Annotated in this window: 21 protein-coding genes; 13 read left to right on the forward strand and 8 right to left on the reverse strand. The window is 71.5% G+C overall.

Annotated elements, in window-relative coordinates; all coding sequences use genetic code 11:
- Positions 1 to 24 precede the first annotated feature (24 nt).
- From ACYQ0U_RS17380 to ACYQ0U_RS17395, 4 genes are all read left to right on the forward strand, one after another.
- Entirely contained in the window at positions 25 to 438 is a 414-nt protein-coding gene (locus tag ACYQ0U_RS17380; RefSeq protein WP_459975137.1) for a hypothetical protein, read from the forward strand.
- Between the two features lie 21 nt (positions 439 to 459).
- Positions 460 to 750 carry a hypothetical protein gene (locus ACYQ0U_RS17385; RefSeq protein WP_459975138.1) on the forward strand — a complete coding sequence of 97 codons (291 nt, stop codon included), beginning with the start codon at positions 460 to 462 and terminating at the stop codon, positions 748 to 750.
- Positions 751 to 1,015: 265 nt separating this feature from the next.
- Positions 1,016 to 2,254 carry a geranylgeranyl reductase family protein gene (locus tag ACYQ0U_RS17390; protein ID WP_459975139.1) on the forward strand — a complete coding sequence of 413 codons (1,239 nt, stop codon included), beginning with the start codon at positions 1,016 to 1,018 and terminating at the stop codon, positions 2,252 to 2,254.
- The gene (locus tag ACYQ0U_RS17395) at positions 2,254 to 3,165 is read left to right on the forward strand and encodes an NUDIX domain-containing protein (protein WP_459975140.1); all 912 of its coding nucleotides are present in this window, start codon (positions 2,254 to 2,256) and stop codon (positions 3,163 to 3,165) included. Before ACYQ0U_RS17390 ends, ACYQ0U_RS17395 begins: the two co-directional genes overlap by 1 nt.
- Here the strand turns inward: ACYQ0U_RS17395 and ACYQ0U_RS17400 are convergent.
- From ACYQ0U_RS17400 to ACYQ0U_RS17435, 8 genes are all read right to left on the reverse strand, one after another.
- Positions 3,128 to 4,147 carry a hypothetical protein gene (locus ACYQ0U_RS17400; RefSeq protein WP_459975141.1) on the reverse strand — a complete coding sequence of 340 codons (1,020 nt, stop codon included), beginning with the start codon at positions 4,145 to 4,147 and terminating at the stop codon, positions 3,128 to 3,130. The two genes, ACYQ0U_RS17395 and ACYQ0U_RS17400, sit on opposite strands and share 38 nt — an antisense overlap.
- Positions 4,144 to 5,559 (reverse strand): substrate-binding domain-containing protein, encoded by a 1,416-nt coding sequence (locus tag ACYQ0U_RS17405; protein WP_459975142.1) that lies wholly within the window; start codon positions 5,557 to 5,559, stop codon positions 4,144 to 4,146. The genes ACYQ0U_RS17400 and ACYQ0U_RS17405 overlap by 4 nt, the downstream gene beginning before the upstream one ends.
- A gap of 26 nt (positions 5,560 to 5,585) precedes the next feature.
- Positions 5,586 to 6,770 (reverse strand): hypothetical protein, encoded by a 1,185-nt coding sequence (locus ACYQ0U_RS17410; RefSeq protein ID WP_459975143.1) that lies wholly within the window; start codon positions 6,768 to 6,770, stop codon positions 5,586 to 5,588.
- Positions 6,771 to 6,775: 5 nt separating this feature from the next.
- On the reverse strand, positions 6,776 to 7,612 hold the full coding sequence (locus ACYQ0U_RS17415) for a hypothetical protein (protein ID WP_459975144.1): 837 nt from the start codon (positions 7,610 to 7,612) through the stop codon (positions 6,776 to 6,778).
- Entirely contained in the window at positions 7,609 to 9,270 is a 1,662-nt protein-coding gene (locus ACYQ0U_RS17420) for a hypothetical protein (protein WP_459975145.1), read from the reverse strand. The genes ACYQ0U_RS17415 and ACYQ0U_RS17420 overlap by 4 nt, the downstream gene beginning before the upstream one ends.
- Positions 9,270 to 11,414, reverse strand: a complete 2,145-nt coding sequence (locus ACYQ0U_RS17425) for a glycosyltransferase (RefSeq protein ID WP_459975146.1) — start codon at positions 11,412 to 11,414, stop codon at positions 9,270 to 9,272. The genes ACYQ0U_RS17420 and ACYQ0U_RS17425 overlap by 1 nt, the downstream gene beginning before the upstream one ends.
- Entirely contained in the window at positions 11,411 to 11,689 is a 279-nt protein-coding gene (locus ACYQ0U_RS17430) for a hypothetical protein (protein WP_459975147.1), read from the reverse strand. Before ACYQ0U_RS17430 ends, ACYQ0U_RS17425 begins: the two co-directional genes overlap by 4 nt.
- A 176-nt stretch (positions 11,690 to 11,865) precedes the next feature.
- The gene (locus ACYQ0U_RS17435) at positions 11,866 to 13,026 is read right to left on the reverse strand and encodes a glycoside hydrolase family 5 protein (RefSeq protein WP_459975148.1); all 1,161 of its coding nucleotides are present in this window, start codon (positions 13,024 to 13,026) and stop codon (positions 11,866 to 11,868) included.
- Between the two features lie 54 nt (positions 13,027 to 13,080).
- Here ACYQ0U_RS17435 and ACYQ0U_RS17440 point away from each other — a divergent pair, with 54 nt between their 5' ends.
- The 9 genes from ACYQ0U_RS17440 to ACYQ0U_RS17480 all read left to right on the forward strand — a co-directional run bounded on the left by ACYQ0U_RS17440 (position 13,081) and on the right by ACYQ0U_RS17480 (position 24,009).
- Complete coding sequence (locus tag ACYQ0U_RS17440; protein WP_459975149.1) at positions 13,081 to 14,307, forward strand: hydroxyacid-oxoacid transhydrogenase; 1,227 nt, start codon at positions 13,081 to 13,083, stop codon at positions 14,305 to 14,307.
- Position 14,308: 1 nt separating this feature from the next.
- The gene (locus ACYQ0U_RS17445) at positions 14,309 to 16,990 is read left to right on the forward strand and encodes an FAD-binding and (Fe-S)-binding domain-containing protein (RefSeq protein ID WP_459975150.1); all 2,682 of its coding nucleotides are present in this window, start codon (positions 14,309 to 14,311) and stop codon (positions 16,988 to 16,990) included.
- Between the two features lie 79 nt (positions 16,991 to 17,069).
- The gene (locus ACYQ0U_RS17450) at positions 17,070 to 18,260 is read left to right on the forward strand and encodes a class I SAM-dependent methyltransferase (protein WP_459975151.1); all 1,191 of its coding nucleotides are present in this window, start codon (positions 17,070 to 17,072) and stop codon (positions 18,258 to 18,260) included.
- Positions 18,257 to 19,120 (forward strand): hypothetical protein, encoded by an 864-nt coding sequence (locus ACYQ0U_RS17455; protein WP_459975152.1) that lies wholly within the window; start codon positions 18,257 to 18,259, stop codon positions 19,118 to 19,120. The genes ACYQ0U_RS17450 and ACYQ0U_RS17455 overlap by 4 nt, the downstream gene beginning before the upstream one ends.
- Positions 19,080 to 20,108, forward strand: a complete 1,029-nt coding sequence (locus tag ACYQ0U_RS17460; RefSeq protein ID WP_459975153.1) for a DNA topoisomerase IB — start codon at positions 19,080 to 19,082, stop codon at positions 20,106 to 20,108. Before ACYQ0U_RS17455 ends, ACYQ0U_RS17460 begins: the two co-directional genes overlap by 41 nt.
- Before the next feature lie 3 nt (positions 20,109 to 20,111).
- On the forward strand, positions 20,112 to 20,603 hold the full coding sequence (locus tag ACYQ0U_RS17465) for a macro domain-containing protein (RefSeq protein WP_459975154.1): 492 nt from the start codon (positions 20,112 to 20,114) through the stop codon (positions 20,601 to 20,603).
- Positions 20,600 to 21,022, forward strand: a complete 423-nt coding sequence (locus ACYQ0U_RS17470) for a hypothetical protein (protein ID WP_459975155.1) — start codon at positions 20,600 to 20,602, stop codon at positions 21,020 to 21,022. The genes ACYQ0U_RS17465 and ACYQ0U_RS17470 overlap by 4 nt, the downstream gene beginning before the upstream one ends.
- Positions 21,023 to 21,268: 246 nt before the next feature.
- The gene (locus ACYQ0U_RS17475) at positions 21,269 to 22,435 is read left to right on the forward strand and encodes an HNH endonuclease signature motif containing protein (RefSeq protein WP_459975156.1); all 1,167 of its coding nucleotides are present in this window, start codon (positions 21,269 to 21,271) and stop codon (positions 22,433 to 22,435) included.
- Positions 22,436 to 22,824: 389 nt separating this feature from the next.
- Positions 22,825 to 24,009: an SIR2 family protein gene (locus ACYQ0U_RS17480; protein ID WP_459975157.1), complete on the forward strand. Its 1,185-nt coding sequence runs from the start codon at positions 22,825 to 22,827 to the stop codon at positions 24,007 to 24,009.
- Positions 24,010 to 24,389 lie beyond the last annotated feature (380 nt).

The raw sequence follows: 24,389 nt of genomic DNA on the forward strand, positions 1-24,389 counted from the left end.
TCGTCGAAGGCCCCATCGCCCCGCGTGGGTGGTGGGGCCTTCGCCGCTCCTGGGCGGGCCCCTGGTCGGGCCAGGAGCGCCGCGAAGACGAACAAGGACGGCGTCACCGCGACCAAGCTGACCGTCGCGTTCCCTGCCGGCCTGGTCGGCATCCAGGACGTCGTCGTCGCGGACGGCGCGGCCACCACCTACGTCGGCAACGTGACCTACGCGGGCAAGCCGGTCACGGTCACCGCCGTCTCCGGCACCTCGTACGTCGAGCAGGCCTCGGCCGTCGAGCTGACGGGCACCAACCTCGACCTGGTCGCGAGCGTGACCTTCGCCGGTGCGAAGGCGTCGTTCAAGAAGCCCGCCAAGGGCGTCTCCGACAAGCTGACCGTCACGATCCCGAAGGGTGCGGCCGTCACCGACGGCGAGCTGGTGGTCACCACCAAGTAGGAGGCGAGCGCCACCGTCGAGGTGGACCGCGTCGCGGCCCCGACCCCGACCACCGGTGGGGTCACCCTGACCGGTACCGGCCTGACGGGCCTGAAGAAGTTCGTGGTCAAGAACGCCGCCGGCAAGGTCTTGAACGGCTCGAAGATCTCGGTGACCAGCGCGACCTCCGCGAAGGTGACCCTGCCGGCGCTGCCGGCCGGCGACTACTCGATCCGGGTCTTCGCGATCTCGGCGACCGGCTCCACCGCCTTCAACTTCACGGTCGGTACCCCGGCGCCCGCAACCCCGACGGTGTCGCGGGCTCGAACCTGACCGGAGCGACCACGGTCACGATCACCGGGACCGGTGCTCCGGCGCCCGTCACGACCGGTCTCACCGTCAACGCGGGTGGAACGCAGATCACCTTCACCCTTGGGACCGCGCTGGACGCGGGAACCTACAGCGTCACCGGCACCACCCCGGGCGGTACCTCGTCCGCGCCCACGCACCACCTCCGCCGAGTCGGCGCAGTCTCAGCTGAGACTGCGCCGACTCGGCCCACTTCGGGACGTGGGCGGCTGCCTGCGAGAATGAACCCGTGAGCAGCATCCCCGCGCAGACCGACGTGCTGGTCGTCGGCGCCGGCCCCGCGGGGTCGGCCGCCGCGGCCTGGGCGGCGCGCGCCGGGCTGGACGTGGTGATCGCCGACGCGGCGACCTTCCCGCGCGACAAGACCTGTGGTGACGGGCTGACGCCGCGCGCCATCGGTGAGCTCCAGCGGCTGGGTCTCGAGGACTGGCTGCGGGCGCACACGGTCAACCAGGGCCTGCGGGCCCACGGGTTCGGCCAGACGCTCCTGCTGCCCTGGCCCGGCGGCAACCTCCCGGACTGGGGCTCGGCGGTCGCGCGCACCGAGCTCGACGACCACCTGCGCACCACCGCCATCAAGGCGGGGGCGGTCGCGGTGGACGGCGCCCGCGCCTTCGACGTCCGCCGCGAGGGCGACCGGGTCGCCGCGGTGGCCTTCCGGACGGCCGACGGGCCGGTCGAGATCGCCTGTCAGCGGGTGGTCGTGGCGGACGGCGTCCGCTCGCCGCTCGGCAAGGTGCTCGGCCGGGAGTGGCACCGCGACACGGTCTACGGCGTCGCCGGACGGTCGTACGTCGCCTCGGGGATGGCCGACGACCCGTGGATCAGCTCGCACCTGGAGCTGCGCGGGCAGGACGGCGCGGTGCTGTCGGGCTACGGCTGGATCTTCCCTCTCGGGACCGGCGAGGTGAACCTCGGCGTCGGCACGCTCGCGACCGCCAAGCGACCCGCCGACGTCGCGATCAAGCCGCTGATGTCGTTCTACGCCGAGCAGCGCCGCGAGGACTTCCAGCTCAGCGGCGACCTTCGGATGCCGACCTCGGCGCTGCTGCCGATGGGCGGCGCGGTGTCGAACGTCGCCGGCCCGAACTGGGCGCTGATCGGCGACGCCGCCGCGTGCGTGAACCCGCTTAACGGCGAGGGCATCGACTACGGCCTCGAGACCGGCCGGCTGGTCGCCGAGATGCTGGTCGACGGCGCCGACCTCGCCTCGGCGTGGCCCGCGCTGCTGCGCGAGCACTACGGCGAGTCGTTCTCGATCGCGCGCCGGCTGGCCGGGCTCGTGACGATCCCGCGCCTGTTGCCGACGCTCGGGCCCGCGGGCATGCGCTCGGACTGGCTGATGACGCTGGCGCTGCGCTGGATGGGCAACCTGGTGACCGACGAGGACCGCGACCGTGCCGCTCGGGTGTGGCGCTGGGCCGGCCGACGCTCGATCGCCCGCGACCATCGACCGCCCTTCTCCTGATGGCGGGCCTGCCGAAGCGGCAGCGGGTGGCGGCGTACGCCGTCATCCTGCGCGACGGCGCGATCCTGCTCACCCGCCTCGCGGAGCGGATCACGCCCGGCGAGCTGTGGACCCTGCCCGGCGGCGGCCTCGACCACGGCGAGGACCCACGCGACGCCGTGGTCCGCGAGGTGCACGAGGAGACCGGGCTCGACGCCGTCGTGGGGGAGACCGCCCGGGTGTACTCGGCGCACCTGCCCGGCGTCTGGCGCGACGGCCGGCGGGTGGACGCCCACGCCCTGCGGATCGTGTACGACGGGTGGGTGCCGCTCGACGCTCCGGAGCCGCGCGTCGTGGAGGTGGGCGGCTCGACGATGGCGGCCGCCTGGCACCCGGTCGCGGCCGTGCTCGACGGGAGCGTGCCCGTGGCGCCGATGGTGCTGGAGGCGCTGGCCGACCACAAGCCGTTCCGCCACCAGCGGCTGGGCGCCTACGCGCTCGTGCGCCGCGAGGACCCGGAGGGTGCCAGCGTGCTGCTGGTCCGGATCTCCCGGCGCGGCTTCCACACCGGCTCCTGGACGCTGCCGGGTGGCGGCGTCGACCACGGCGAGCCGCCGCGGGCCGCGCTGCTGCGCGAGGTCCGCGAGGAGTGCGGCGTCGAGGGCGCGGTCGGCGAGCTGGTCGCGGTGCACGACGAGCACTTCAGCGGCACCGCCCCGAACGGACGCTACGAGGACTTCCACTCGGTCGCGCTGGTCTTCGACGTGACGCTGCCCGAGGGCGCGGAGCCGGTCCTGGCCGAGGAGGACGGCACGACCGACGCCGTGGCCTGGGTCCCGGTCGCCGACGTCGAGTCCGGCGCGGTGCCCGTCCTCGGCGTGGTGACCGAGGCGCTCACGGCATCCGGGTCGCCGCGACCTCACAGAGGTTGAGCTCGGGCTTCTTCTCGTTGTTGGTGACCATGTACGACGAGAGCGCCCACGCCGACTTGGCGCCGTTGACCGACCACCAGATGCGCATCATGCCGTTGGTGGGCAGGTCGACCGGCCCGAGCAGCCCGGTGACGGGGTCGTAGGGCAGGTTGGTGTACTTGTCCACGCGGTCGGCGACCTGGCCCTCGCCGCGGACCACCTCGTAGTCCATGTAGGCGTCGGGGCTCTCGGGGCGCAGCGCGATCGACTGCTCGCCGTACCGGCCGGTCTCGCACGTCAGGATGGCCTCGCCGACGCCCGGGAGCACGGCGGTGGTCCTGCTGCGGCTCGCGGCCTCGGTGTCCCCGTGCCAGCTCAGCCCGAACTGCTGGGTGGTGTCGGTCCGCAGGGCGAGCGCCATCTTGCAGAACTGGCTCCCGGGGTAGGCGAACCGCTCCCAGTACCAGGTGAGCCGGAACGACGTCGCCGGCAGCGCCAAGGGGCCGCCGCCGTCGTGGTGCCGGCCGGGCCGCTGGCTGATGACGCCGTAGGCCCAGCCCTTCGCGAAGTCCTCGATCGGGGTCCTCTGGTTGAGCCCCTCGTGCGCCTGCTGTCCGGTGCCGCCGGAGCCGTTGTCCGCGGCGGTGGCGTAGGTGAAGACCCGGACGTTCTTCACCGCGACCCGGTCGGTGCCGTCCTTGGTCTCGAACTTCGCCAGCCACATCTGGGTCTCGGCCCGGCGGTCGTTGGCGCGGACCCGGACCATCGTGGCGTTCGGCCGGCAGACCAGCTCGACGTGCCCGATACCGGGCACGTCGGTGGCCTTCACGTACCTCGGCCGCTTCTGGAAGCCCTGCCACTTCACGACCCGGCGGTCGGACTGCTGCACCTCCGTCTTCGCCCGCTGGGCGCCGGCGTACGTCGGTGCCACGCCCACCGCGGCCGGCACGAGCAGCAGCGGCAGGGCCAGGGCGACGAGGCGTCGTGGGCGCCGGAGGCTCATCGAGCAGGCTTCTCGCTCTGCACCGGGGTGGCCGGCTCGGTGGCGTCGTCGTCCGGTGCGAACAGCTGCGGCGCCTGGCCCTCGAGCCAGCCCTGCTCGATCCGCACGGTCTCGTCGGGCAGCGCGACGAGGCGCTGCTCCTCCGCGAGGGTCTGCGCGGACTCCAGGTAGTGCTTCAGGAAGGCGCGCACCTCGTTGCGAGCCAGCGACCGGGTGGTCGTGGTGATCAGCAGCTGCCGCGAGAGCGGGTACTCGCCGCTGGTGATGGTCCGCTGGCTCGGGAAGATGCAGTTGGTCCGGCCGTCGGGCCGGGTGATCTCGAAGGGCCGCAGCTGGTCCTCGAACAGCTCGTAGTAGCTGAACCGGAAGTAGGCGACGTGCCCGCGGTAGCCGTTGTAGATCGTGCGCGCCCGGGCGATGCCGGAGTAGCGCCCGTCGACGGTCTTGTAGCGGGCAAGCGCGGCGTTGAGCCGGTTCCGCGCCTTGGAGCGGCGCTCGAACGCCTTGTCGACGCGCGCCTGGTCCTTGGCCTTGTCGGCCGGGGGCCGCCCGTCGCGGATCCCCTTCGCTCGCTCGGCGAGCGCGATCTGGAGCTCGTCGCGGGCGGCCAGCATCTCCTGGCGGGCGTTCTGGAGCTCCTGGTCGGCCTGGGCGCGGATCCGGGCGGCGTCGTCGTACTGGGCCGCGCGGACCTGCATCCACGGCTCGCCGACGACGAACAGCCGGGCCGCCTCGTCGGTCTCGGCGAGGTAGTAGTCCGAGCGCAGGTCGACCCGCGACGGCTCGGGCGCACCGAGGATGGAGCGCCCGAAGAACCCGAACCCGGTGTTCTCCGTGCTCGGGCCGCCCACCTTGAGCGGGACGTCGTCGAAGCCCAGCGGCTCCTGGCTCCAGTTCGTGAGCGGCGAGCCGGCGCGGTAGATGTCGCGCACCTGGTCGAGGTCCAGGCAGTCGGCACCGACGTCGGTCTCGGACTTGATCGCGACCACGAGGCCCTCGGACGCGACCTGGAACCGGACCACGTCCAGGCCCACGGCCTGGCATGCCTCCCACTCGGCGCGGCTGATCGGGCGGGCCGAGTCGACCAGGTCGATCCGGCCGGCGCACAGCTCCTGGAACGCCTGGTCCTCGCCGTTGTCGGCGTAGCGGACCTCGGCGGCGTTCGGGGTCGCCTCGTAGAGCGCGACCTCGGCCGGGGTGAGGGACCCGCTGGTGGAGCCGTCGAGGTCGACGATGCCGGACGGGCGCTGCGGAAGGGCGGCGTACGCCTTGTCGATGTCGGCCTGGCGCTTCTGCTCCGCGCGGAAGTCCGCGGCCTCGCCCTGGCTGACCCGGTCGGTGGCCTCCTGCGACGGGTCCGAGCACGCCGCGAGCAGCGACAGGCCCATGCCGGCGACGGCGAGCGCGCTCATGGTGCGCAGGGTTCGTCGGCGGTACATCACTGATCCCCCAGGTCAGGCGAGCTCGACGGAGAGCTGCTCGGCGAGACGGACGGAGACGACTCGAGCGACTCGACCTCGTCCTCCTCCGGGGGGTAGTGGTAGGTCTTGCCGATCGGCAGCACCTCGAAGTCCTGGAGGGTCAGGCCCTGCAGCTCGTTGCCCCGGATCAGCCCGTCGGTGACGTCGCGCTGGGCGTAGAGCGTGGGGACCGCGGCGCGGTCGACGACGATCGCGCCGTAGGTGCGCAGGCAGGCCACGATCGCGTCCGCGAGCCGCTGCTGCTGCGCGGTCAGCTTGATCTTCTTGCCGGTGATGGGGTCCACCGGCTGCGGCAGCACCACGTCGCGCTTGAGTCGGATCCGGGCGCCCTCGGGGATCGAGCGGGCGCGGCCGTTGCCGTCGGTGGACGACGCCGGCTGGACGAAGATGTTCGCCGCCGGGCCGGGCAGGCTGATCGCCAGCGCGTGGTTGATCTCGCCGGACTCCAGCTCGCCGGGGCGGATCAGGCCGGCGAACAGCGGCAGGCCGGAGCCCCGGGCGCCCTCGGTCCACGGCGGGCTGAAGCCCGGGCCGTTGAGGTCCCACTTGCGCATGTAGTTGTAGGAGATCGTGTTCTCGTCCTCGCGGCGCGCGCGCCACAGGTCGTAGGCGACCGACGCCGAGGTGTCGAACACGGTGTACCAGCCGTCGTAGCGGGGGTCCGGGTCGACGTCGTCCGGGATGTTGAGCGTGGTCGTGTTCGCGCCGTCGCCGCACACGAGCTGGCGGCAGACCAGCTGGGTCGGGCGACCGCCGGCCACGACCGGGACGGTCCAGCGGGTGGTGTTGACGTAGAGACCGTCGTCGACCAGGTCGCGGGTCCGCGTGGTGGTGCCGTTCGGGCCCTCGAGGACGCCGATGCGCTCCTGGGCGAGGTCGATCATCGTGTCCGAGTTCGGGTCGGGGTCGACGGAGTCGATCCGCTGGTTCCACGGCGAGTCGTCGCTGAAGAACCGGCGCTCGGGGACCTTGAGCGCCGCGGCCTCGGCGGGGTCGACGGTCACGATGACCTCGGACTTCCCGGTCTCGCCGTCGTGGCCGTCGCTGCTGCACCCGGCGAGCAGCACGGTGGCGCAGGCGAGCAGGGCGGTGGCGTACCGGATGCGGCGGCTGGGCATGGCGGTCCCGTTCAACGTGGTCATGGTGCTCACATCCCGTCCGGGCGGCCGCGGTGCAGGGCGCTGTCGGTGGCGTCCGCGACGCGGGAGATCGCGTCGGTGAACACCGACAGGCGGTGCCCCTCGTCGTCGGGGTCGTCGGAGATGTCCTCGATCTCGCCGGCCCGCAGCCGGGCGGCGCTGACGATGGCGTGCGCCTCGCGGCGCGACTGGAGCCGGATGAGCTCGGCGTCGAGCTCGGCCTGGGCGGTGACCAGCTCGTAGCGGCGGGTCGCCTCGGTCTGCATGGCGTCGAGGTGGCGCAGCGTCGCCTGTTCGGCGGCGCGCATCCGGGCGATCACGTCGACGGCGACGTCCTCGACGGCGCGCGCCACGTCGACGACGAGCTCCTCGGCGGCCGGGGGCAGCTCGACGACCGGCGCGGGCTCGGGCACGACCACCACGACGGGCTCCGGCGCAGCCGGGGGGATCCTCTTCGCCTTGACCATCCTCGGCGCCGGCTCGGGTGCCGGCTCGGGTGCCGGCTCCGGCGCCGGCTCGACGACCTCGGGCTCCTCCTCGGCGTGGGGCTCGACGGGCTCGGGCTCGTCCCCGACCTCGACCTCGTCGACCGGCGTCGGCGGCACCGGGGGCGTCGGCGGCACCGGGGGCGGGGGAGGCGTCACCCGGCGCAGCGGGCGCTCGATCGGCGCCGGCGGCGCGGGCCGGTGGGCGCCGGCGTCCGCAGCGGCGGCCGACGACGGTGCGTCGGGCCCGAGCGCAGCCGTGAAGTCGACCTGCCCGATCCGGGACTGGTCGGTCAGCGCCGAGAGCACGTCGTCGACCGACGGCGGCGGGGCGATGTGCGGCCTGGTCTCGTCGGTCATGAGACCACCTCGACCTGGTCCTCGGCCTGCGCGCCCGGGTTGAAGCCGGCCGGGACGTCGACGAGCACGTAGCGAGGGGTCCGGTAGACGACCTGGAGCTGCGCGTCGTTGCCGGCGGCGGCGTCCGGGTAGAGCTTGGTGAGCAGGTCGCCGTTGTCGGAGGTCGACATCAGCAGGTAGTCCACGCGCTGGGCCGGGTCGCGCGCCGCCTCCTTCCAGGGGCCGTCGCTGTCGTCGACGCGGTCGAAGAAGAGCTCCGGCCTGCCGGTCAGCATCATGACGGCGTACGTCTGGGCGTTGTCGGTCAGGATGGAGTTGTCCCGCGACACGTTGTTGCGGACGAACTCGGCCATCGCCTGCTCCGAGACGATGCCGACGGTCTCCCCGTTGACCGTCTCGGCACCCTCCTGCGACTCGCCGGTGGTGAGCGCGGCGGCGAACGGCGCCTCGAGGTTCTGGTAGCGGTAGGTCTTCATCGCGGTGAGCGTCCACGGGATGCTCAGCACCAGCCCGACGATCACCAGGGCGGCGACCAGCGTGCCGCCCTCCTCCGCGGACCGGGCCAGCCAGATCGCCCCGACGACCGAGAGCAGCAGGATCGGCAACGCGTTGCGCATGAGCATGGGGGAGTCGGTAAGCCGCAGCGCGACCGCGAGCGCCGGCATGAGGATCGAGGCGCCGAGGAGCACGCCGAGCCAGAGCGCGAACGGGTTGCCCCGCGCGAGCCCGGCGAAGATCAGCGCGGGCAGGACGACGATCGCCAGCGGCGCGCCGTAGAGGACCAGCTTGCCGGTCGCCTCCATCAGCTCGACCGCGGAGAACTGGTCGAGGCCGCCGGAGGCCGCCGCGTCGCTGCTGCGGGTGATCCACGAGAACGGGCTCAGCAGCAGGACCAGGTTGAACACGGTCCACAGCGCGATCACATAGACGGTCGGCGCGGCGAACCCGACGACGGTGCCCTCGACCTCGGAGCCGTCGGCGCCCAGCCGGGCCAGGACCGCGCCGATCATCACGGCGCTCAGCAGGAAGAAGGTCAGCGAGGAGTAGCCGGACAGCGCCGCGACGGCGTACGAGATGCCGGCGAGCATGACGAACCGGACGTCCGCGGTGATATACCACGCGACCAGTGCCCCGAGCCCGAGCATCACGAAGGCGATCCACACGAAGTGCCGGGTGCCGGTCGTGGCGTAGAGCAGCACGAGCGGGTTGGCGCCGAGCGCGATCAGCAGCGCGTAGCGCAGCGGCCCGACGACCAGCGCGCGCCGCATCATCGTGTTGAACGCGACCATCGTGAGAGCCGCGAAGACCGCCGACGCCACCGGTACGGCGGACAGCGAGGTCACGACGTCGCGCCAGATCGCCAGCGGCGCGATGAGCAGCGTCGCCAGCGGCGGGTAGTCGAAGCCGATCGCGGACAGCTTGGCCGGGTCGTTGTGCCAGACCATGAGCGCCCGGTTGAGGCGATCCAGGGTCTCGAAGCCGACCACGTGCTGCTCGACGACCAGCCAGTGGCCGAAGATCGAGTAGGCCACCGTGAAGAGCAGGAAGACCAGGGCGCTCTCCCACCAGCGGCGCTGGATGTCGTTGGGACGACGACCGACCGCCTGGACGACGCCGGTGAGGCGCTCCTTGGTGTGGACGACGACGTCGGTGCTCATCAGTGGGTCGCCGATCCGTCGTCGAGCCCGTGCGTGGTCTTCTCCCAGTAGAACGGGTTGGTGAAGAGCTGGATGAAGCCCTTCCAGGCGGCCCAGCTCATCAGGCCCCAGTAGAGCGGCGAGAGCAGCGCGGTCCGCGTCAGGCTGAACATGCCGCGCTGCAGGCTGCCGGCCACGCTGAGGTAGACGAAGACGAAGTTGCCGACGAAGAGCAGCGCGCTGGCGACGTAGAACACCACGCCGGGGAACAGCTGCTGGATGAAGCCGGCCTGGGTGAGGACGTAGAGCGTCGTCAGGCCCCAGAAGATCGGGTTCAGCAGCAGCACGAACGCCGTGCCCATGGTCAGGTTGAAGCTGAGGAACCCGCGCAGGCCGGTCGCCGAGAGCAGCGCGAACGGGTGGCGCATGTGCACGAGCCAGGTCTGGATGTAGCCCTTGTTCCACCGGCTGCGCTGGCGGATCCAGTTCGGGACCTGGGAGTTGGCCTCCTCCAGCGTGGTGGAGTCGATCATCGCGGTGCGGTAGCCCTCGCGGTGCAGCCGGATGCCGAGGTCGGCGTCCTCGGTCACGTTGAAGGGGTCCCAGGCGCCGAGCTCGCGGAGCTTGCTGGTCACGAAGTGGTTCGAGGTGCCGCCCAGCGGGATCGGCGACTCGGCCGCGCCCATCGCCGGGAGGATGAGCTCGAAGTGCATCGAGTACTCGTTGGCGAACCAGGCCGTCAGCATGTTCTGGTCCTGGTTGAAGTGGTTGAGCTTCGCCTGGACGCACACGACGTTCTCCGGCACGCGGCCGAAGGCGATCACGGCCTTCTTCAGCTGGTCCGGGTCGGGCCGGTCCTCGGCGTCGAAGATGACGCAGAAGTCGCCGGTCGCGAGCTGGAGGCCGTAGTTGCAGGCCTTCGGCTTCGTCTTCGGCTGGCTGTCGGGCACGACGACGAGGTGGAAGTGCGGCGGGAGCTGCATGGAGCGGACCTTGGCGACGGTCTCCTCGTCGTCCTCCTCGCAGAGGAGCTTCACGTCGAGGCGGGTCCGCGGGTAGTCCAGCGCGTTGATGTCGCGCACCAGGCGCGGCACGATCGCCGCCTCCTTGTAGAGCGGGACCAGGATCGTGTACATCGGCAGGCGCCGCTCGTCCAGGGCCGCGACCTCCTCGTCGGTGACGTCGGTCTCCAGGTGCGTCCCCAGCGCGCGGAGCGTCAGCCGGAACTTGTAGAACGACACGACCAGGTAGAGCAGGCTGCACGCCGCGACCACGGCCACGGCGGTCTCGTAGGGCCAGATGACCCCGCACACCACGACCACGATCGCCACCATGACGAACGTCGCCTTCTGCGTGCCCGAGATGACGATGTGCGCGGACTCCTCGGGCCGCGTCTCCATCAGCAGCCGGGTCGACACCTCGGCGTAGTGCCGCGAGTGCACGTGCTGGATCAGCTGGTCGAGCTCGGTCCGGTTGGCCAGCAGCTGGCGGAACGGCGCACCGAGCGCCTCCTCGACCGCGGCGGCGGCCTCGGCCTCCAGCGGCCGGGCGACGGCGAGCAGGACGAGGTCCTCGGTCGCGGCCACCGGCACTGCCTGGTAGCTCAGGGCCAGCGGTTCGGGCAGCCGGCGGGCGACCTCCATGTCCGGCGTGAAGTCGCTCAGGCCGACGCGCTGCATCTGGTACATCTCCGACAGCGCGGCCACGAGCGTGTCCTCGGAGATCGCCTCGTGGGAGACCAGGATGTCGCCGAGCGGGTCGCCGGTGCGGCTGTACTCGAGCATCGCCCGCTGGAGCTGGTCGTCGGTGATGAGCCCGCTGCGGGTGAGCATCTGGGCCATCTGCATCCGGGAGCGGCGCGCCTCGGGCGTCTCGACCTCGGTGTCCTGCGGCGGGTAGACGGTGTCGATGGCGGACACGATCTCGTTGACCGTGTGACGCACCAGCTGGACCGGGCGATCGATCCGCTCGGCCACGACGTGCGCGGTGATGTTGTCGTCGGCGTCCGCGGCCGCGACGAGCACGGTGCCGTCGGACGCGGCGTACGGCATCACCCGGAACGTGCGGCAGATGCCCTCGGGGATGAGGTGCCGCAGGTCCTGGTCGACGCCGTCGGTCAGCCGCGGGAGGCGGCGGGTCTGCGCCTGGGACTGGGTGGTGGTCACGTCGTGGTTCCTGCTCCGAAGCCGTGCGCGGCGGCGGGCCGGCCGCCCCGGCGGCTGCCGGTGCCCCCGCCGGCGGCGGCGGCCTGCCGGGCCTTCTTCTTGTTGCGGGGCCGCATGAGCGCGTAGATCAGGTACGCGACGGCCAGCGCGAGGAGCGGGGCGATGAGGAAGGCGAGGAAGGAGACGACGAGGATCACGAGCGTCAACACGATGTCGACGAACGCAGCCCCGATCGACTTGGCTGCCGGCCGCGACGGACTCGTCTGCAGCGACATGATGCTTCCCCCTTGCTCGGCCGCTGGTGAACGCCGAGTCATCGACTCAACCACCCCCATGGTGGACTCGAATGAAATTCACCGTAGTGGCGATCGCGGGACTACCCGGGCCGGTCTGGTCCAGCGTTGATGACCTGTTGCCGAAGCGTTGACCACGCGTGGACCGGCTGTTGCTCTCAGTGCTCGGACAGCCAGCTCCGGGCGGAGATGCCGTAGGCCGTCGGGCGGTCGCGCTCGCTGCTGATCAGCGCCATCGGGTCGCCGGGGTGGTCGGCCCAGACCCAGAACAGCGCGCCGAGGTGGTGGGCGTCGACCCAGTCGAGGTAGCGCTCGACGTACCCCTTCTGGGGCCTGTCCGCGCCGAGCTCGGAGGTGAGGACCGGGACGCTGTCGGCGAGCTTGCCGACGACGCGCTCCCAGCAGTCCTCGGTCGAGCACTCCTTGAAGTCGTAGGAGTGGAACGCCGCCACCAGCTGGTCGTCGTCGGGCGCGAACTCGAGCCAGTGGCTGAGGTCGTTGGCGTAGTCGAGCCCGCCGAGCAGGACCGGCTGCTCGGCGCCGGCCGTGCGGATCGCCTCCACGACGGCGGCCATGCCCTGGACGGGGTAGGTGACCTGCCCGGCCGAGGCGCTCTGGTCGTCCTCGAACGGCGCCGCGCAGCCGCCGTCGCGCCAGCACCTCCAGGTGAGGTCGAACAGGTAGCGGGTGCCGCTGGCGTTGTAGCGGGAGTACGGCTCGTTGAACGCGTCGAACATGACCGACGGGTTGCCGGCGTACTCCCCGGCGACGGAGGTCCAGAACGCGATCGCCTCGGAGTCGGGCATCGCGAGGTTGCCGAACTCCGGCTGTCCGATCCGCTTGCGGCTGTGCAGGTCGAGGATGACGACCATGCCCGCCTTGTTGAGGGCGGTGACGAACCTCCGCACCTCGTCGCGGTAGCCCTCGACCGTGCGCTCCTCGTGCTGGTCGCTCACCGGGGCACCGCGCGTGCCGAGCCAGCAGTCCTGGTTCAGCGGCAGCCGGACGGTGTTGCCGCCCCAGTCGGCGATCAGCTCCGCCTCGGCGGCGTACGGGTCCCGCGCGACGAGGGTGTCGAGCGCGGAGTACCCCCAGCCCTGGGCACAGGCGTACTCGAAGCTGCTCCAGTTCACGCCGCGCGGCACGAAGTCACGGCCGCTGCGGCTGTCGACGATGCGGTTGCCGTCGACGGTGGGGTGGGCGGCGCCGGTCTCGGGCGTGCCGGCGGTCAGCGGCTCACGCAGCGCGACGTACAACGCGCCGCCGGAGACGAGCACGACGACGACCGCCAGCACGATCCAGCGTGCGTGGCGCAGCACGTGCCGCATCCAGAGCCCCCCTCCCTGTCAGGGGGAGCCTAATAGGTTGGCCAGATGAGCGAGACCGTATTCACCTACGCAGCGCCCGCCCTGAAGTTCGGAACGGGTGCGTCCGCGGAGATCGGCCACGACCTTCGGGGCTACGGCGCCCGGCGGGTGCTGCTCGTCACCGACCCGGGCGTCGCGGCCACCGGGCACCCGGCGCGAATCGCGGAGCAGGTCGCCACCCACGGCATCGAGGTGACGACGTACGACGCCGTGCACGTCGAGCCGACCGACGAGTCCGTGCGCGACGCGGTGGCCTTCGCGCGGGACGCGGGGCCCTTCGACGCCGTGCTGGTCGTCGGCGGCGGGTCGTCGATCGACACCGCGAAGGCGGTCAACCTGCTCACCACGAACCCGGGCGAGCTCATGGACTACGTCAACGCCCCGGTCGGGAAGGCGCAGCCGCCGACCCAGCCGCTGCTGCCGCTCGTCGCGGTGCCGACCACGACCGGCACCGGCTCCGAGAGCACCACGATCTGCGTGCTGGACGTGCTCTCGCTGCACGTGAAGACCGGGATCAGCCACCCCGCGCTGCGGCCCACGCTGGCCGTGGTCGACCCCGCGCTGACCCTCACCCAGCCGGCCCACGTCACCGCCGCGGCCGGGATGGACATCCTCTGCCACGCGCTGGAGAGCTGGACCGCGCGGTGGTTCGCCGACTTCGAGGCCAAGCGGCCCGAGCAGCGGGTGCCCTACTGCGGCGCCAACCCGATCGCGGACCTGTGGTCGGAGCGGGCCCTGACCCTGCTGGCGGGTGTCTTCCGGCGGGCGGTCGCCGACGGCGACGACCCCGCGGCCCGCGGGCAGATGGCGATGGCGGCGACCTTCGCCGGGCTCGGCTTCGGGAACGCCGGCGTGCACATCCCGCACGCCAACGCCTACCCGATCGCCGGCCGCGCGGCGTCGCTCGTCCCGCACGGGACGGCGGTATCGCTGACCGCGCCGGCGGCGTTCCGCTTCACCTTCGACGCCGACCCCGACCGGCACGTCCGGGCGGCCCGGCTGCTCGACCCCTCGGTGGCGCCCGGCCCGGGCGCGCTGCCGACCGTGCTCACCGCGCTGATGCGCGACATCGGCCTGCCGAACGGCCTCGCCGAGGTCGGGTACGGCGAGGCCGACGTGGACGCCCTGGTGGCCGGTGCCCTGCAGCAGCAGCGCCTGCTCGCGACCGCGCCGAAGAGTCTCACGGACGAAGACCTGGCGTCGGTCTTCCGAGGCTCGATGGAACACTGGTGACGTGACCTCCGCTGCCGACCTCGTCAGTTCGCTGCGTCGTCGGGGGGTCTCGGACGTCGACGACTCGACCCTCGCCCGGGCGCTCTACTCCTCGGACGCCTCGCTCTACCGCGTCGTCCCCGATGTGGTGGTCCGACCGCGGCACGCCGACGAGCTGGACGCGATCCTCGACGTCGCCGCCGAGACCGGGGCGCCGGTCACCATGCGCGGCGCCGGCACGTCGATCGCGGGCAACGCGGTCGGCACCGGCATCGTCGTCGACACGCTGCGTCACCTCAACAAGGTCGTCTCGATCGACCCGGAGGCCCGCAGCGCCGTCGTGCAGCCCGGGGTCGTCCACGCCGACCTCCAGCGCGCGGCGGCGCCGTACGGCCTGCGGTTCGGGCCGGACCCGTCGACCCACACCCGCTGCACGATCGGCGGGATGATCGGCAACAACGCCTGCGGCTCGCGCGCGCTCGGCTACGGGCGTACGTCGGACAACGTGCTGGGCCTCGACGTCGCCTGGGGTCCGGGCGCCTCGGACGTGGCGACGCGGCTCGGGGCGCTGGTCGACCAGCACCTCGCGCACGTGCGCACGTCGTTCGGCCGGTTCACCCGCCAGGTCAGCGGCTACTCGCTCGAGCACCTGCTGCCCGAGAACGGCCGCAACGTCGACCGCTTCCTCGTCGGCTCGGAGGGCACCCTCGCGGTCGTCCGGTCGGCGACCGTGCGGCTGGTCGAGGACGACCCCGACCGGCACCTCGTCGTGCTCGGCTACCCGTCGATGCACGAGGCGGCCGACGCGGTCCCGGCGCTGCTCGCGGCCGCGCCGCGCATGACCGCCTGCGAGGGCCTCGACTCCCGCATCGTCGACCTGGTCCCGAACGCCCCGGCGCTGCCGCGCGGCGCGGGCTGGCTGTTCGCCGAGGTGCCGGCCGCCGAGGTCGCGGCCGTGGTCGCCGCCGGCGACGCGCTCGAGCACCGCGTGGTGCCCGACGGCCCCGAGGCGGCGGCGCTGTGGCGCATCCGCGAGGACGGCGCCGGACTGGCCGCGCGCTCGCTGTCGCGTCCGGCGTACTCCGGGTGGGAGGACGCGGCCGTGCCGCCCGAGCGGCTGGGGGCGTGGCTCCGCGACTTCGACCTGCTGCTCAAGGAGCACGGCCTCGACGGCGTGCCCTACGGCCACTTCGGTGACGGCTGCGTGCACGTGCGCATCGACTTCCTCTTCGACGACGGGGGCGCCTCCTTCCGCGAGTTCCTGACCGCGTGCGCGCTGAAGCTGCGCGAGCACGGCGGCTCGATCTCCGGCGAGCACGGCGACGGGCGCGCGCGCTCGGAGCTGCTGGCGACGATGTACGACGAGGAGTCGATCAAGCTCTTCGGCGCGGTCAAGGCGATCTGCGACCCGCGCGGCCTGCTGAACCCCGGCAACATCGTCGACCCGGCGCCCCTCGACGCCGACCTGCGCCCGGTCCGGCCGCGGCCGCTGATCCCGCTCGCGGACGCGATCCACCGCTGCACCGGCGTCGGCAAGTGCGTGGCGCCGCGGACCAACGGCGTGATGTGCCCGTCGTACCTCGCCACCCGCGAGGAGAAGGACTCCACCCGCGGCCGCTCGCGGGTCCTCCAGGAGGCCCTCGACGGCTCGCTGGTGCAGGGCTTCGCGGACCCGGCGGTGCACGAGGCGCTCGACCTCTGCCTGGCCTGCAAGGGCTGCGCGTCGGACTGCCCGACCGGCGTGGACATGGCGACCTACAAGGCGGAGGCGCTGCACGCGACGTACTCCGGCCCCGACGCGCGCCGGCGTCCCCGGAGCCACCTGCTGCTCGGCCGGCTGCCCAAGTGGGTGCGGCTGGCCGCCCCGATGGCGCCGATGGCGAACCGGATGATGAAGCTGGGACCGGTCGCCCGGCTGGCCAAGGCCACCGCGGGCATCGACCAGCGGCGCTCGATCCCGGCGTTCGCGCCGAAGACGCTGCGCCGCACGGTCTACGGATCACGGGGCGTCCCCGACGTGGTCCCGGACGTGTGGATCTGGGCGGACTCCTTCACCGACCACTTCTTCCCGGCGAACGCGCTGGCCGCGATCTCCTTCCTGGAGTCCGTCGGCGTCACCGCGCGGGTCATCCGGGACGACGCGTGCTGCGGCCTGACCTGGGTGACGACCGGCCAGCTCGACGAGGCGCGGACGATCATGCAGCGCACCGTGCGGACGCTGCGGCCCTACGTCGAGTCCGGCGTCCCGGTGGTCGGGCTGGAGCCCTCCTGCCTGGCGACGCTGCGCAGCGACGTGCCGGAGATGGTGGGGGAGCACCTCGACGTGCTCACCTTCGCCGAGCTGCTGGAGCGGCTCGACGTGCCGCTGCCGTCGCTCGAGGGCGTCGAGGTGGTCGCGCAGCCGCACTGCCACCACGCGTCGATCCTCGGGTGGGCGGCCGACAAGCGGCTGCTGGAGAAGGCCGGCGCGCGCGTCACGCAGGTCGCGGGCTGCTGCGGCCTCGCCGGCAACTTCGGCATGGAGAAGGGACACTACGAGGTGTCCGTCGCCGTCGCGGAGACGCACCTGATGCCCGCCGTACGCTCCCAGCCGGAGGCGGTCGTGCTCGCCGACGGCATGTCGTGCCGGGTCCAGCTCGACGACCTCGCGCAGGTGCCCACGATGCACCTCGCCGAGCTGCTGGCTTCTAGACTCGACGGGTGAATCCCCGCCACCGCCGCCTGATCATCCCGACGGTCCTCGTGGCGCTGCTGCTCATCGTGATCGTCGCGGCGCTGGTCTGATGGCCGAGCCGCTGCTCCGCGAGCTGAACCGGCTGCGCGCGCTGATCCTCGACCCGGACGTGCTGGTCAAGGCGGTCGCGTCGGGCCGCCAGAAGGGCGAGGCGCCCCGGTGGCGCCGCGCCGAGATGCGGTACGTCGACCTCAAGGCCGGGCGGCACCTCCAGGTCACGACCTACGACGAGACGCAGGCGTTCACCGCCAACCACGTCGGCGACGCGGCGCGCGACGCGGTCGACGAGCTGCTCGACGAGCCGTTCGCGAACTGGAACGTCGAGACCACCACGCAGTCGCACCAGCTGCGCGTGACCAAGAAGCTCGAGGCGGTCGTGCACACCACCGACCGGGTCGAGCCGGTCGAGGCGGAGCGCGACCACGACCGCGACAAGCAGCGGCTGCTGCCCGAGGACGACCCGGTGTTCGTGGCCCTCGGCATCTCGGATGCCTCGGGGAAGCTGAAGCCGTCGCGGCAGGCCAAGTACCGGCAGGTGGAGGAGTTCCTCCGGCTGCTCGACGCGTCGATCACCGAGGCGCTGGAGAAGGGTCACCTGCGGCGCCCGACCGCCGAGGACCCGCTGCGGATCGTGGACCTCGGCTGCGGCAACGCCTACCTGACCTTCGCGGCCGAGCGGTACCTCTCGCAGAGGATCCCGGTGCGGCTGACCGGGGTGGACGTCAAGGAGCAGTCGCGCGAGCACAACGCGGCCGTGGCGCATGATCTCGGCGTCGAGGCGGACTTCGTCGTCGGCACCATCGGCGGGGTGCAGCTCGACCCGGCGCCCGAGGTGGTGCTAGCGCTGCACGCCTGCGACACCGCCACCGACGAGGCGCTCGCCCAGGCCGTGCACTGGGGCGCGCGGCTCGTGCTCGCGGCGCCCTGCTGCCACCACGACATCGCCGCCCAGCTCCGCAAGTCGCCGACGCCCGCGCCGTACGCGATGCTCACCCGGCACGGCATCCTCCGCGAGCGCCTCGCCGACACCTTGACCGACGGGCTGCGGGCGTCGCTCATGCGGCTCCAGGGCTACCGCGTCGACGTGGTGCAGTTCGTCGAGAGCCAGCACACCCCGCGCAACACCATGCTGCGCGCCGTACGCACGGGGTCGCCGGTCAAGGGCGGCTCGGTGCGCAAGGAGTACGACGAGCTCGTGACCACCTGGGACCTGCGGCCCAAGCTGGCCGAGCTGCTGTGATCGACCGGGCGCTGGCCGTCGTCTCGCTGGTGCCGTTCGTCATCGGCGCGGCGAGCGGGCCGGACGACCCGACGTACTCCGTCGACCTCACCTACCGCGACCCGGCCATCGTCGAGGCCAGCGGGCTCGTGGTGCGCGGCGGCTTCTACGTGACCGTCAACGACTCCGGTGACGGCGGCCGGATCTTCACCGTCGACGGGTCGGGGGAGACCGTCGGCACGACCTCGTGGGCGGACGAGCCCACCGACACCGAGGCGCTCGCGCCGGCCGGCGCCGGCGAGGTGTGGGTCGGCGACATCGGCGACAACCCGGGCTCGCGCTCGTCGATCACGGTGCTGAAGGTGCCCTACGGTCCGGGCGACCGCACGGTGACGCCGGAGTCCTACGAGCTGGTCTACCCCGACGGCGCGCACGACGCCGAGGCGCTGCTCGCGCAGCCCCGCACCGGGCAGCTGTTCGTGGTCACCAAGGACATCTTCGGCGGCACGATGTACGCCGCACCGCGCGAGCTCTCGGCCGACCGGCCCAACGAGCTGATGCCGGTCGTCGACACGAAGGGCTTCGTCACCGACGGGTCGTTCTTCCCCGACGGGCGCAGCTACGTGCTGCGCGACTACGGCAACGCCGCGATCTACTCCTTCCCCGACCACGAGCGGCTCGCGTCGTTCCGGCTGCCGTCGCAGCAGCAGGGCGAGGGGATCGCGGTCGCGGAGGACGGCTCGGTGCACGTCAACACCGAGGGCCAGTTCAGCGACGTGCTCCAGGTGACCACGGTCTCCGCCTGGGCCGCGGCGACCTCCGCGGTCAGGTTTGTGGTGCGTGCCGTGGGGCTACTCCTCGGCCATGGTGCGGCTGCGTAGGACCTCACCCGAGCAGCCGGGGTGGACCCGGCGGCGGGCCGGGCGCGGCTTCGTCTACCTCGACGAGGCCGGACAGCGGCTCGCGCCCGAGAACGTCGAGCGCGTGAAGGGCCTGGTGGTCCCGCCGGCCTGGAAGGACGTGTGGGTCACGCCGTACGAGAACGGCCACCTGCAGGCGGTCGGCACCGACGACGCCGGCCGGCGGCAGTACCTCTACCACCCGGACTGGCGGGCCCGGCGCGACGCCGAGAAGCACGACCGGGTGCTGGAGTTCGGCCAGGCGCTGACCCGGGCGCGCGAGCTGGTCGTCCGCGACCTCGGCACCGAGGGCATGCCGCTCGAGCGGGCCTGTGCGGCCGCCGTACGCCTGCTGGATCTCGGGTACTTCCGGATCGGCAACGACGTGTACGCCGACATGAACGGCTCCTTCGGCCTCACGACGCTGGAGCGGCGGCACGTGCGCAAGCGCCAGGACGCGCTGGTCTTCGCGTTCGTCGGGAAGTCCGGCGTCGAGCACCGCATCGAGATCGACGACGCGACGGTCGTCGAGGCCATCGAGATCATGCGCCGGCGGCGCGGGCAGGACCTGCGGCTGCTGGCCTACAAGAACAGCCGCAGCTGGCGCTCGCTGCTGCCCGACCTGGTCAACGAGTACGTCCGGGCGTCGACCGGGCTCAACGCGACCGCCAAGGACTTCCGCACCTGGCACGCCACCGTGCTGGCGGCGGCCGCGCTCGCCGAGACGTCCGAGCCGGGGGAGACCAAGGCCTCGCGCAAGCGGGCCGTCGCGGGAGCGATGAAGGAGGTGTCGGAGTTCCTCGGCAACACCCCGACCCTCGCGCGGTCGTCCTACGTCGACCCGCGGGTCGTCGACGCCTACGAGGAGGGGCGCACGATCGAGCGCGCCACCCGGCGTACCTATGCGAACCCCGACGAGCGGCAGGCCGCCCTGGAGCGTGCGACGGTGAAGCTCATCCGCAACTCTTGAGGCATGGAGATCACCGTCGTCCAGGGCGACATCACCGTGCAGGACGTCGACGCGGTCGTGAACGCGGCCAACCGTGCGATGCGCGGCGGTGGTGGGGTCGACGGCGCCATCCACCGGGCGGGTGGTCCCGCAGTCCTCGAGGACTGCATCGCGCGCTTCCCGTCGGGGCTGGCGACGGGCGACGCCGGGTGGACGACCGCCGGCCTGATGCCGGCGCGGTGGGTGATCCACGTCGTCGGGCCGAACCACACCGCCGGTGAGCGGGACCGCTCCCTGCTGCTCTCCTGCTACGTGCGGGCACTGGAGGTCGCGGACTCCCTCGGCGCCGCGAGCGTGGCCTTCCCGCTGGTCTCGGCGGGGATCTACGGCTGGCCGAAGGCCGACGCGATCGCCGCGCCGCTGGAGGTCTTCCACTCGGCCCCCACCTCGGTGCAGGAGGCGCGGCTGGTCGCCTTCGACCGGGCGACGTACGACGCGATCGTGGCGGCGCTGTGAAGCGTCTGCTCCCTCTCCTCGTGCTGCTCCTGGCCGCGTGCTCCTCTGACCCGGCACCGTCGTCCCCGGCGCCGACCTGGCTCGGCCTCCAGCCGGGCGACGCCCGGAGCTTCACCGGCGACGCCGGCGAGCTGACGCTGATCTACGTCGACGAGACCTACGCCATTGACGGGGTGAACGCCTCCGCCGTCACCTACGAGCACGACGACCGGTACGTCACCGACTACTTCCTCGAGTCGGCCGGCGACCTGGAGTGGTACGGCCGCCGGGGTGAGTGGCGGGCCGGCCGTCGCGGGGAGACGCCCAGGCCGGTGTCCTTGGAGGACGACACCGTCACCTTCGGCGACATCACCATCACGTTGTCGCCCGACGGCCCGACCTCGGTCGAGACGCCGGACGGGGTGTTCAGGGCGGATTGACGCCGACTGCGGGCCCGCTGGCTTCGCGGATTTGCAGGGATAGGTGGTCACCGTGGTCTGGGGTCACCGGAACGCGGGTTGCGGTCCGCCGTCGGGTTTCCGGCGCGCTCGGGTCGACCGCTGTGGCCCGGGCCGTAGCAAGGCGGCCCGGGCAGAGAGAATTCTTTACCTTCGAATTCCCAGATCCCTTGTGGATAAGGACTTCTGGGGCCTTCGGCTGTCGGTGGGTCCTGGTTGAGTGGACCCATGGCAGCCACCACCCGCACCCGCGCAGACGAGGTGCTGACCGCTGCCCGCGACACCGCCTCGGTGATCGCCGACGCGCAGGTCGAGCAGCTGGTGCAGGCCGTGCAGTGGGCGCAGCTGAACCCCGGTGTGGAGCCCGACCCGGAGATCGAGTGGGGGATGCGGCCCCTCGAGGTCGCCGGCGTCGGTGCCCCGACCATCGATGAGTCCGCGGTCGCGGAGTTCGCGCTGGCGATCGGGATGAAGCACGAACCCGGCGCCCGGCTCATCGGGGATGCGATCGAGCTGTGTCACCGGCTCCCGCGGATCTGGGGACGGGTGATGGCCGGGGAGGTGGCGGTGTTCAAGGCCCGTAAGATCGCCCAGGACACCCGCACCCTGTCCCTCGACGCCGCCGCAGCCGTCGACCGGCACCTGGCCCTGATCGCGAAGAAGTGCTCCTGGGCCGAGATCGAACGCCAGATCGCCCGCGCTCAGGCCGAGCACGACCCCGAGGAGGCCGAACGCCGCCGGATCGCGGCGGCGGAGAAGCGGTGCGTCGAGGTCCACTACCGCGGCATCTCCCCGGACGGCGCGGTCCCCATCACTGGGTACGCCTCCCTCGCCGACGCCCTCGCCTTCGACCAGTTCCTCACGTCGACCGCTGCGACCCTGGACCCGGCGCTGCCGCTCGACGTGCGGCGGTCGATGGCCCTGGGGATGGTGTCTGGTGGACGGCCGGCGCCGAAGGAGCTCGTCCTCTACGCGCACGCCCGACCGGGGCAGGTGATGGTCGAGGTGGAGAACACCCGCACCGTGGTCACCCCCGAACAGGTCAAGGAGTGGTGTCAGCAAGCGGGCACCCGGGTGACGGTGCGTCCGGTGCTGGACCTGGCCGAGGAGATGTCCACCGGCGCCTACTCCCCGACCCCGTTGATGAAGGAGCAGGTCCGGCTCCGCTACCCCACCTGCGTCTTCAAGGACTGCGACCGCCCCGCCCGGGGCTGCGACCTCGACCACCACGACCCGTACCCGCACGGGGCGACCACCACCTCGAACCTCTTCCCTCTGTGCCGGGGCCATCACCGGCTCAAGACCACCGGCGGCTGGACCTACCGACTCCTCGACCAGAACACCATCGAGTGGACCTCGCCCATGGGACTCGTCCACCTCCGACATATCGACTGACCCCCGCCCCGCCGGCACCGCTGGCGGGGCCCCACCCATGCGGTGGGGTGGTTTCGAGGCTCGCTCCTCAACTTCACCCATCGCGGCGATCAGAGGCGCTCGCCGACCGAGTCGATCGGGCCGTGAAGACCTCGACGTTGGGTGCGAGCGCCCAGCCTGGGGCTGCGACATCGACCACCGCGAGCCCTACCCGACCGGGGCGACCACCACTTCGAACCTGGCTAGTGCTTAGTAGCACCCCTTGTTCGGCGGTGCAGCAGCGTCGCCTTCGCGGGTGGTGTCCCGCCGGTGCAAGTCGGTCGCCAACCCGGACAAGCGCTAGGACGCCCCCTCCGCCGTCCGGCCGGTCGGGCCCCGTTTCCCTGAACCATCTGGAATGATCCGGAGGCGTGCTGAAGGCGAGTGATACGACGTTCTTGCTAGGAGCAGGGGCATCTGTCGAGGCGGGTGTTCCCGCGTCGTTCGCGCTCACTCAGCGCATCGTGAAAGCGATCGCTCCCGGTCCGCACTCGCTGCGTTGGGGGCCAGCACAGGCACTCAATCTTGCGTTAGGCGCGATCATCGCTCACGACGCCGCGATGGGATTGCCGGTGTATCAGGGCGTCGACGTCGAGCGCCTTTTCAGCGCCGTGCAGATGCTCGCGGAGCGTGACTCGATCGAGATCGCACCGTTCGTGCAAAGTTGGAACCCAGGACTTGATGCACTCGCCAGTCGTCGTCTTCCGGCGTTCTTCGCTCGCGAATTTAAGGAGGCGCTGACAAGCAGGTTCGACTCAAAACTTGAACGTGCGTTCAAGGCCGGCGTCGAGTCTGTCACGAGGTCTGGGTCAACCGGAACCGTCTTCACCGCACTCGAAGAAGCAATGATCAGTACGCTGCGTACTTGCCTCAAAGTGGAGCCGGGGGCAAGTGATTACCTCCAACCGATTGTCGGCATAGACGGCGGACCCGTGAGGGTCGCGACGCTCAACTATGACCACTCGGTGGAACTAGCGGCCCACCGTTCTGGGAAATCGGTCGCTACCGGCATCACGCTGTGGGATGGCGGACTTGAATGGGATTTTGAGGCAGGAGCGGACGTTAACCTCCTGAAGCTGCACGGGTCCCTCGATTGGTACTATTCAAAGACTCATCGCGGCTGGGGCACATTGGAGGAGCGCTCGATTGTTCCGTTCCATGTCTTCACTGACGACGGTCCGACCTACTTCGACGAGCCAGCGGTCGTCTTCGGGCAGCGCGGAAAATTGCGTAGCGACGGGCCCTTCCTAGGAATGCTTACGGGGTTCGACCATTGGCTCAAGCAAACGCAGAACCTCGTGATCGTTGGGTATTCATTCCGCGACGATCACATCAACGAGGTAATTCGGCGCTGGGTGAATAGGGCCTACAAGCCCCGGATGATTATTGTTGATCCCGCGATGACAGATGAAGTCATGTCGACCTGGAGGCATGACGGGTTCCTCGGTGAACTTGTGCGCGCCCTCTCCTACATCGATGAAGGCGGCAAATTCGCACGGTTGCCTCAGCACGATGTGCACGCACTCCCAGCGAGTCAGGGCCTAGCGCTGCTGTAGGCGGGGCCATCGGCCCCGCCCTTGACTTGAAGTAGCAACAAACTCGGAGCGGGTTTCGCGTTGCGGTGGTGGGTTGCTGCGCCGTTTTTCGCTCCGGGGGTCCCGGACGGAGTGCAGTTTGCCGCACCGGGGTGGGACGCCCCGGTGACGACCACGCGGGCACCGCTGGCGGAACCACACCCATGCGGTGGTTTCGAGACAGGCGCTAGCGCGCCTTCCTCAACCACCGACGCCCGCTTTACGCGAACGACCGCCACCGGATCGTCGTCCTACGGCCGGGGCCACAGCACGGCAACCACCGACCACCTCGTGCCGCCCGCCGGCCGCGACCACCTCTCGGGTGACCACAGACTGCGGTGACCACACGTCCCTGGAAATCT

The sequence above is a fragment of the Nocardioides pyridinolyticus genome, from assembly GCF_054653575.1.

What these genes read in the sequence shown, in the direction of transcription:
- ACYQ0U_RS17395 (WP_459975140.1), top strand. Translation starts at nt 2,254, where the DNA reads ATGGCGGGCCTGCCGAAGCGGCAGCGGGTGGCGGCGTACGCCGTCATC.
- ACYQ0U_RS17400 (WP_459975141.1), bottom strand. Translation starts at nt 4,147, where the DNA reads ATGAGCCTCCGGCGCCCACGACGCCTCGTCGCCCTGGCCCTGCCGCTG.
- ACYQ0U_RS17405 (WP_459975142.1), bottom strand. Translation starts at nt 5,559, where the DNA reads ATGAGCGCGCTCGCCGTCGCCGGCATGGGCCTGTCGCTGCTCGCGGCG.
- ACYQ0U_RS17410 (WP_459975143.1), bottom strand. Translation starts at nt 6,770, where the DNA reads ATGACCACGTTGAACGGGACCGCCATGCCCAGCCGCCGCATCCGGTAC.
- ACYQ0U_RS17415 (WP_459975144.1), bottom strand. Translation starts at nt 7,612, where the DNA reads ATGACCGACGAGACCAGGCCGCACATCGCCCCGCCGCCGTCGGTCGAC.
- ACYQ0U_RS17420 (WP_459975145.1), bottom strand. Translation starts at nt 9,270, where the DNA reads ATGAGCACCGACGTCGTCGTCCACACCAAGGAGCGCCTCACCGGCGTC.
- ACYQ0U_RS17430 (WP_459975147.1), bottom strand. Translation starts at nt 11,689, where the DNA reads ATGTCGCTGCAGACGAGTCCGTCGCGGCCGGCAGCCAAGTCGATCGGG.
- ACYQ0U_RS17440 (WP_459975149.1), top strand. Translation starts at nt 13,081, where the DNA reads ATGAGCGAGACCGTATTCACCTACGCAGCGCCCGCCCTGAAGTTCGGA.
- ACYQ0U_RS17450 (WP_459975151.1), top strand. Translation starts at nt 17,070, where the DNA reads ATGGCCGAGCCGCTGCTCCGCGAGCTGAACCGGCTGCGCGCGCTGATC.
- ACYQ0U_RS17465 (WP_459975154.1), top strand. Translation starts at nt 20,112, where the DNA reads ATGGAGATCACCGTCGTCCAGGGCGACATCACCGTGCAGGACGTCGAC.
- ACYQ0U_RS17475 (WP_459975156.1), top strand. Translation starts at nt 21,269, where the DNA reads ATGGCAGCCACCACCCGCACCCGCGCAGACGAGGTGCTGACCGCTGCC.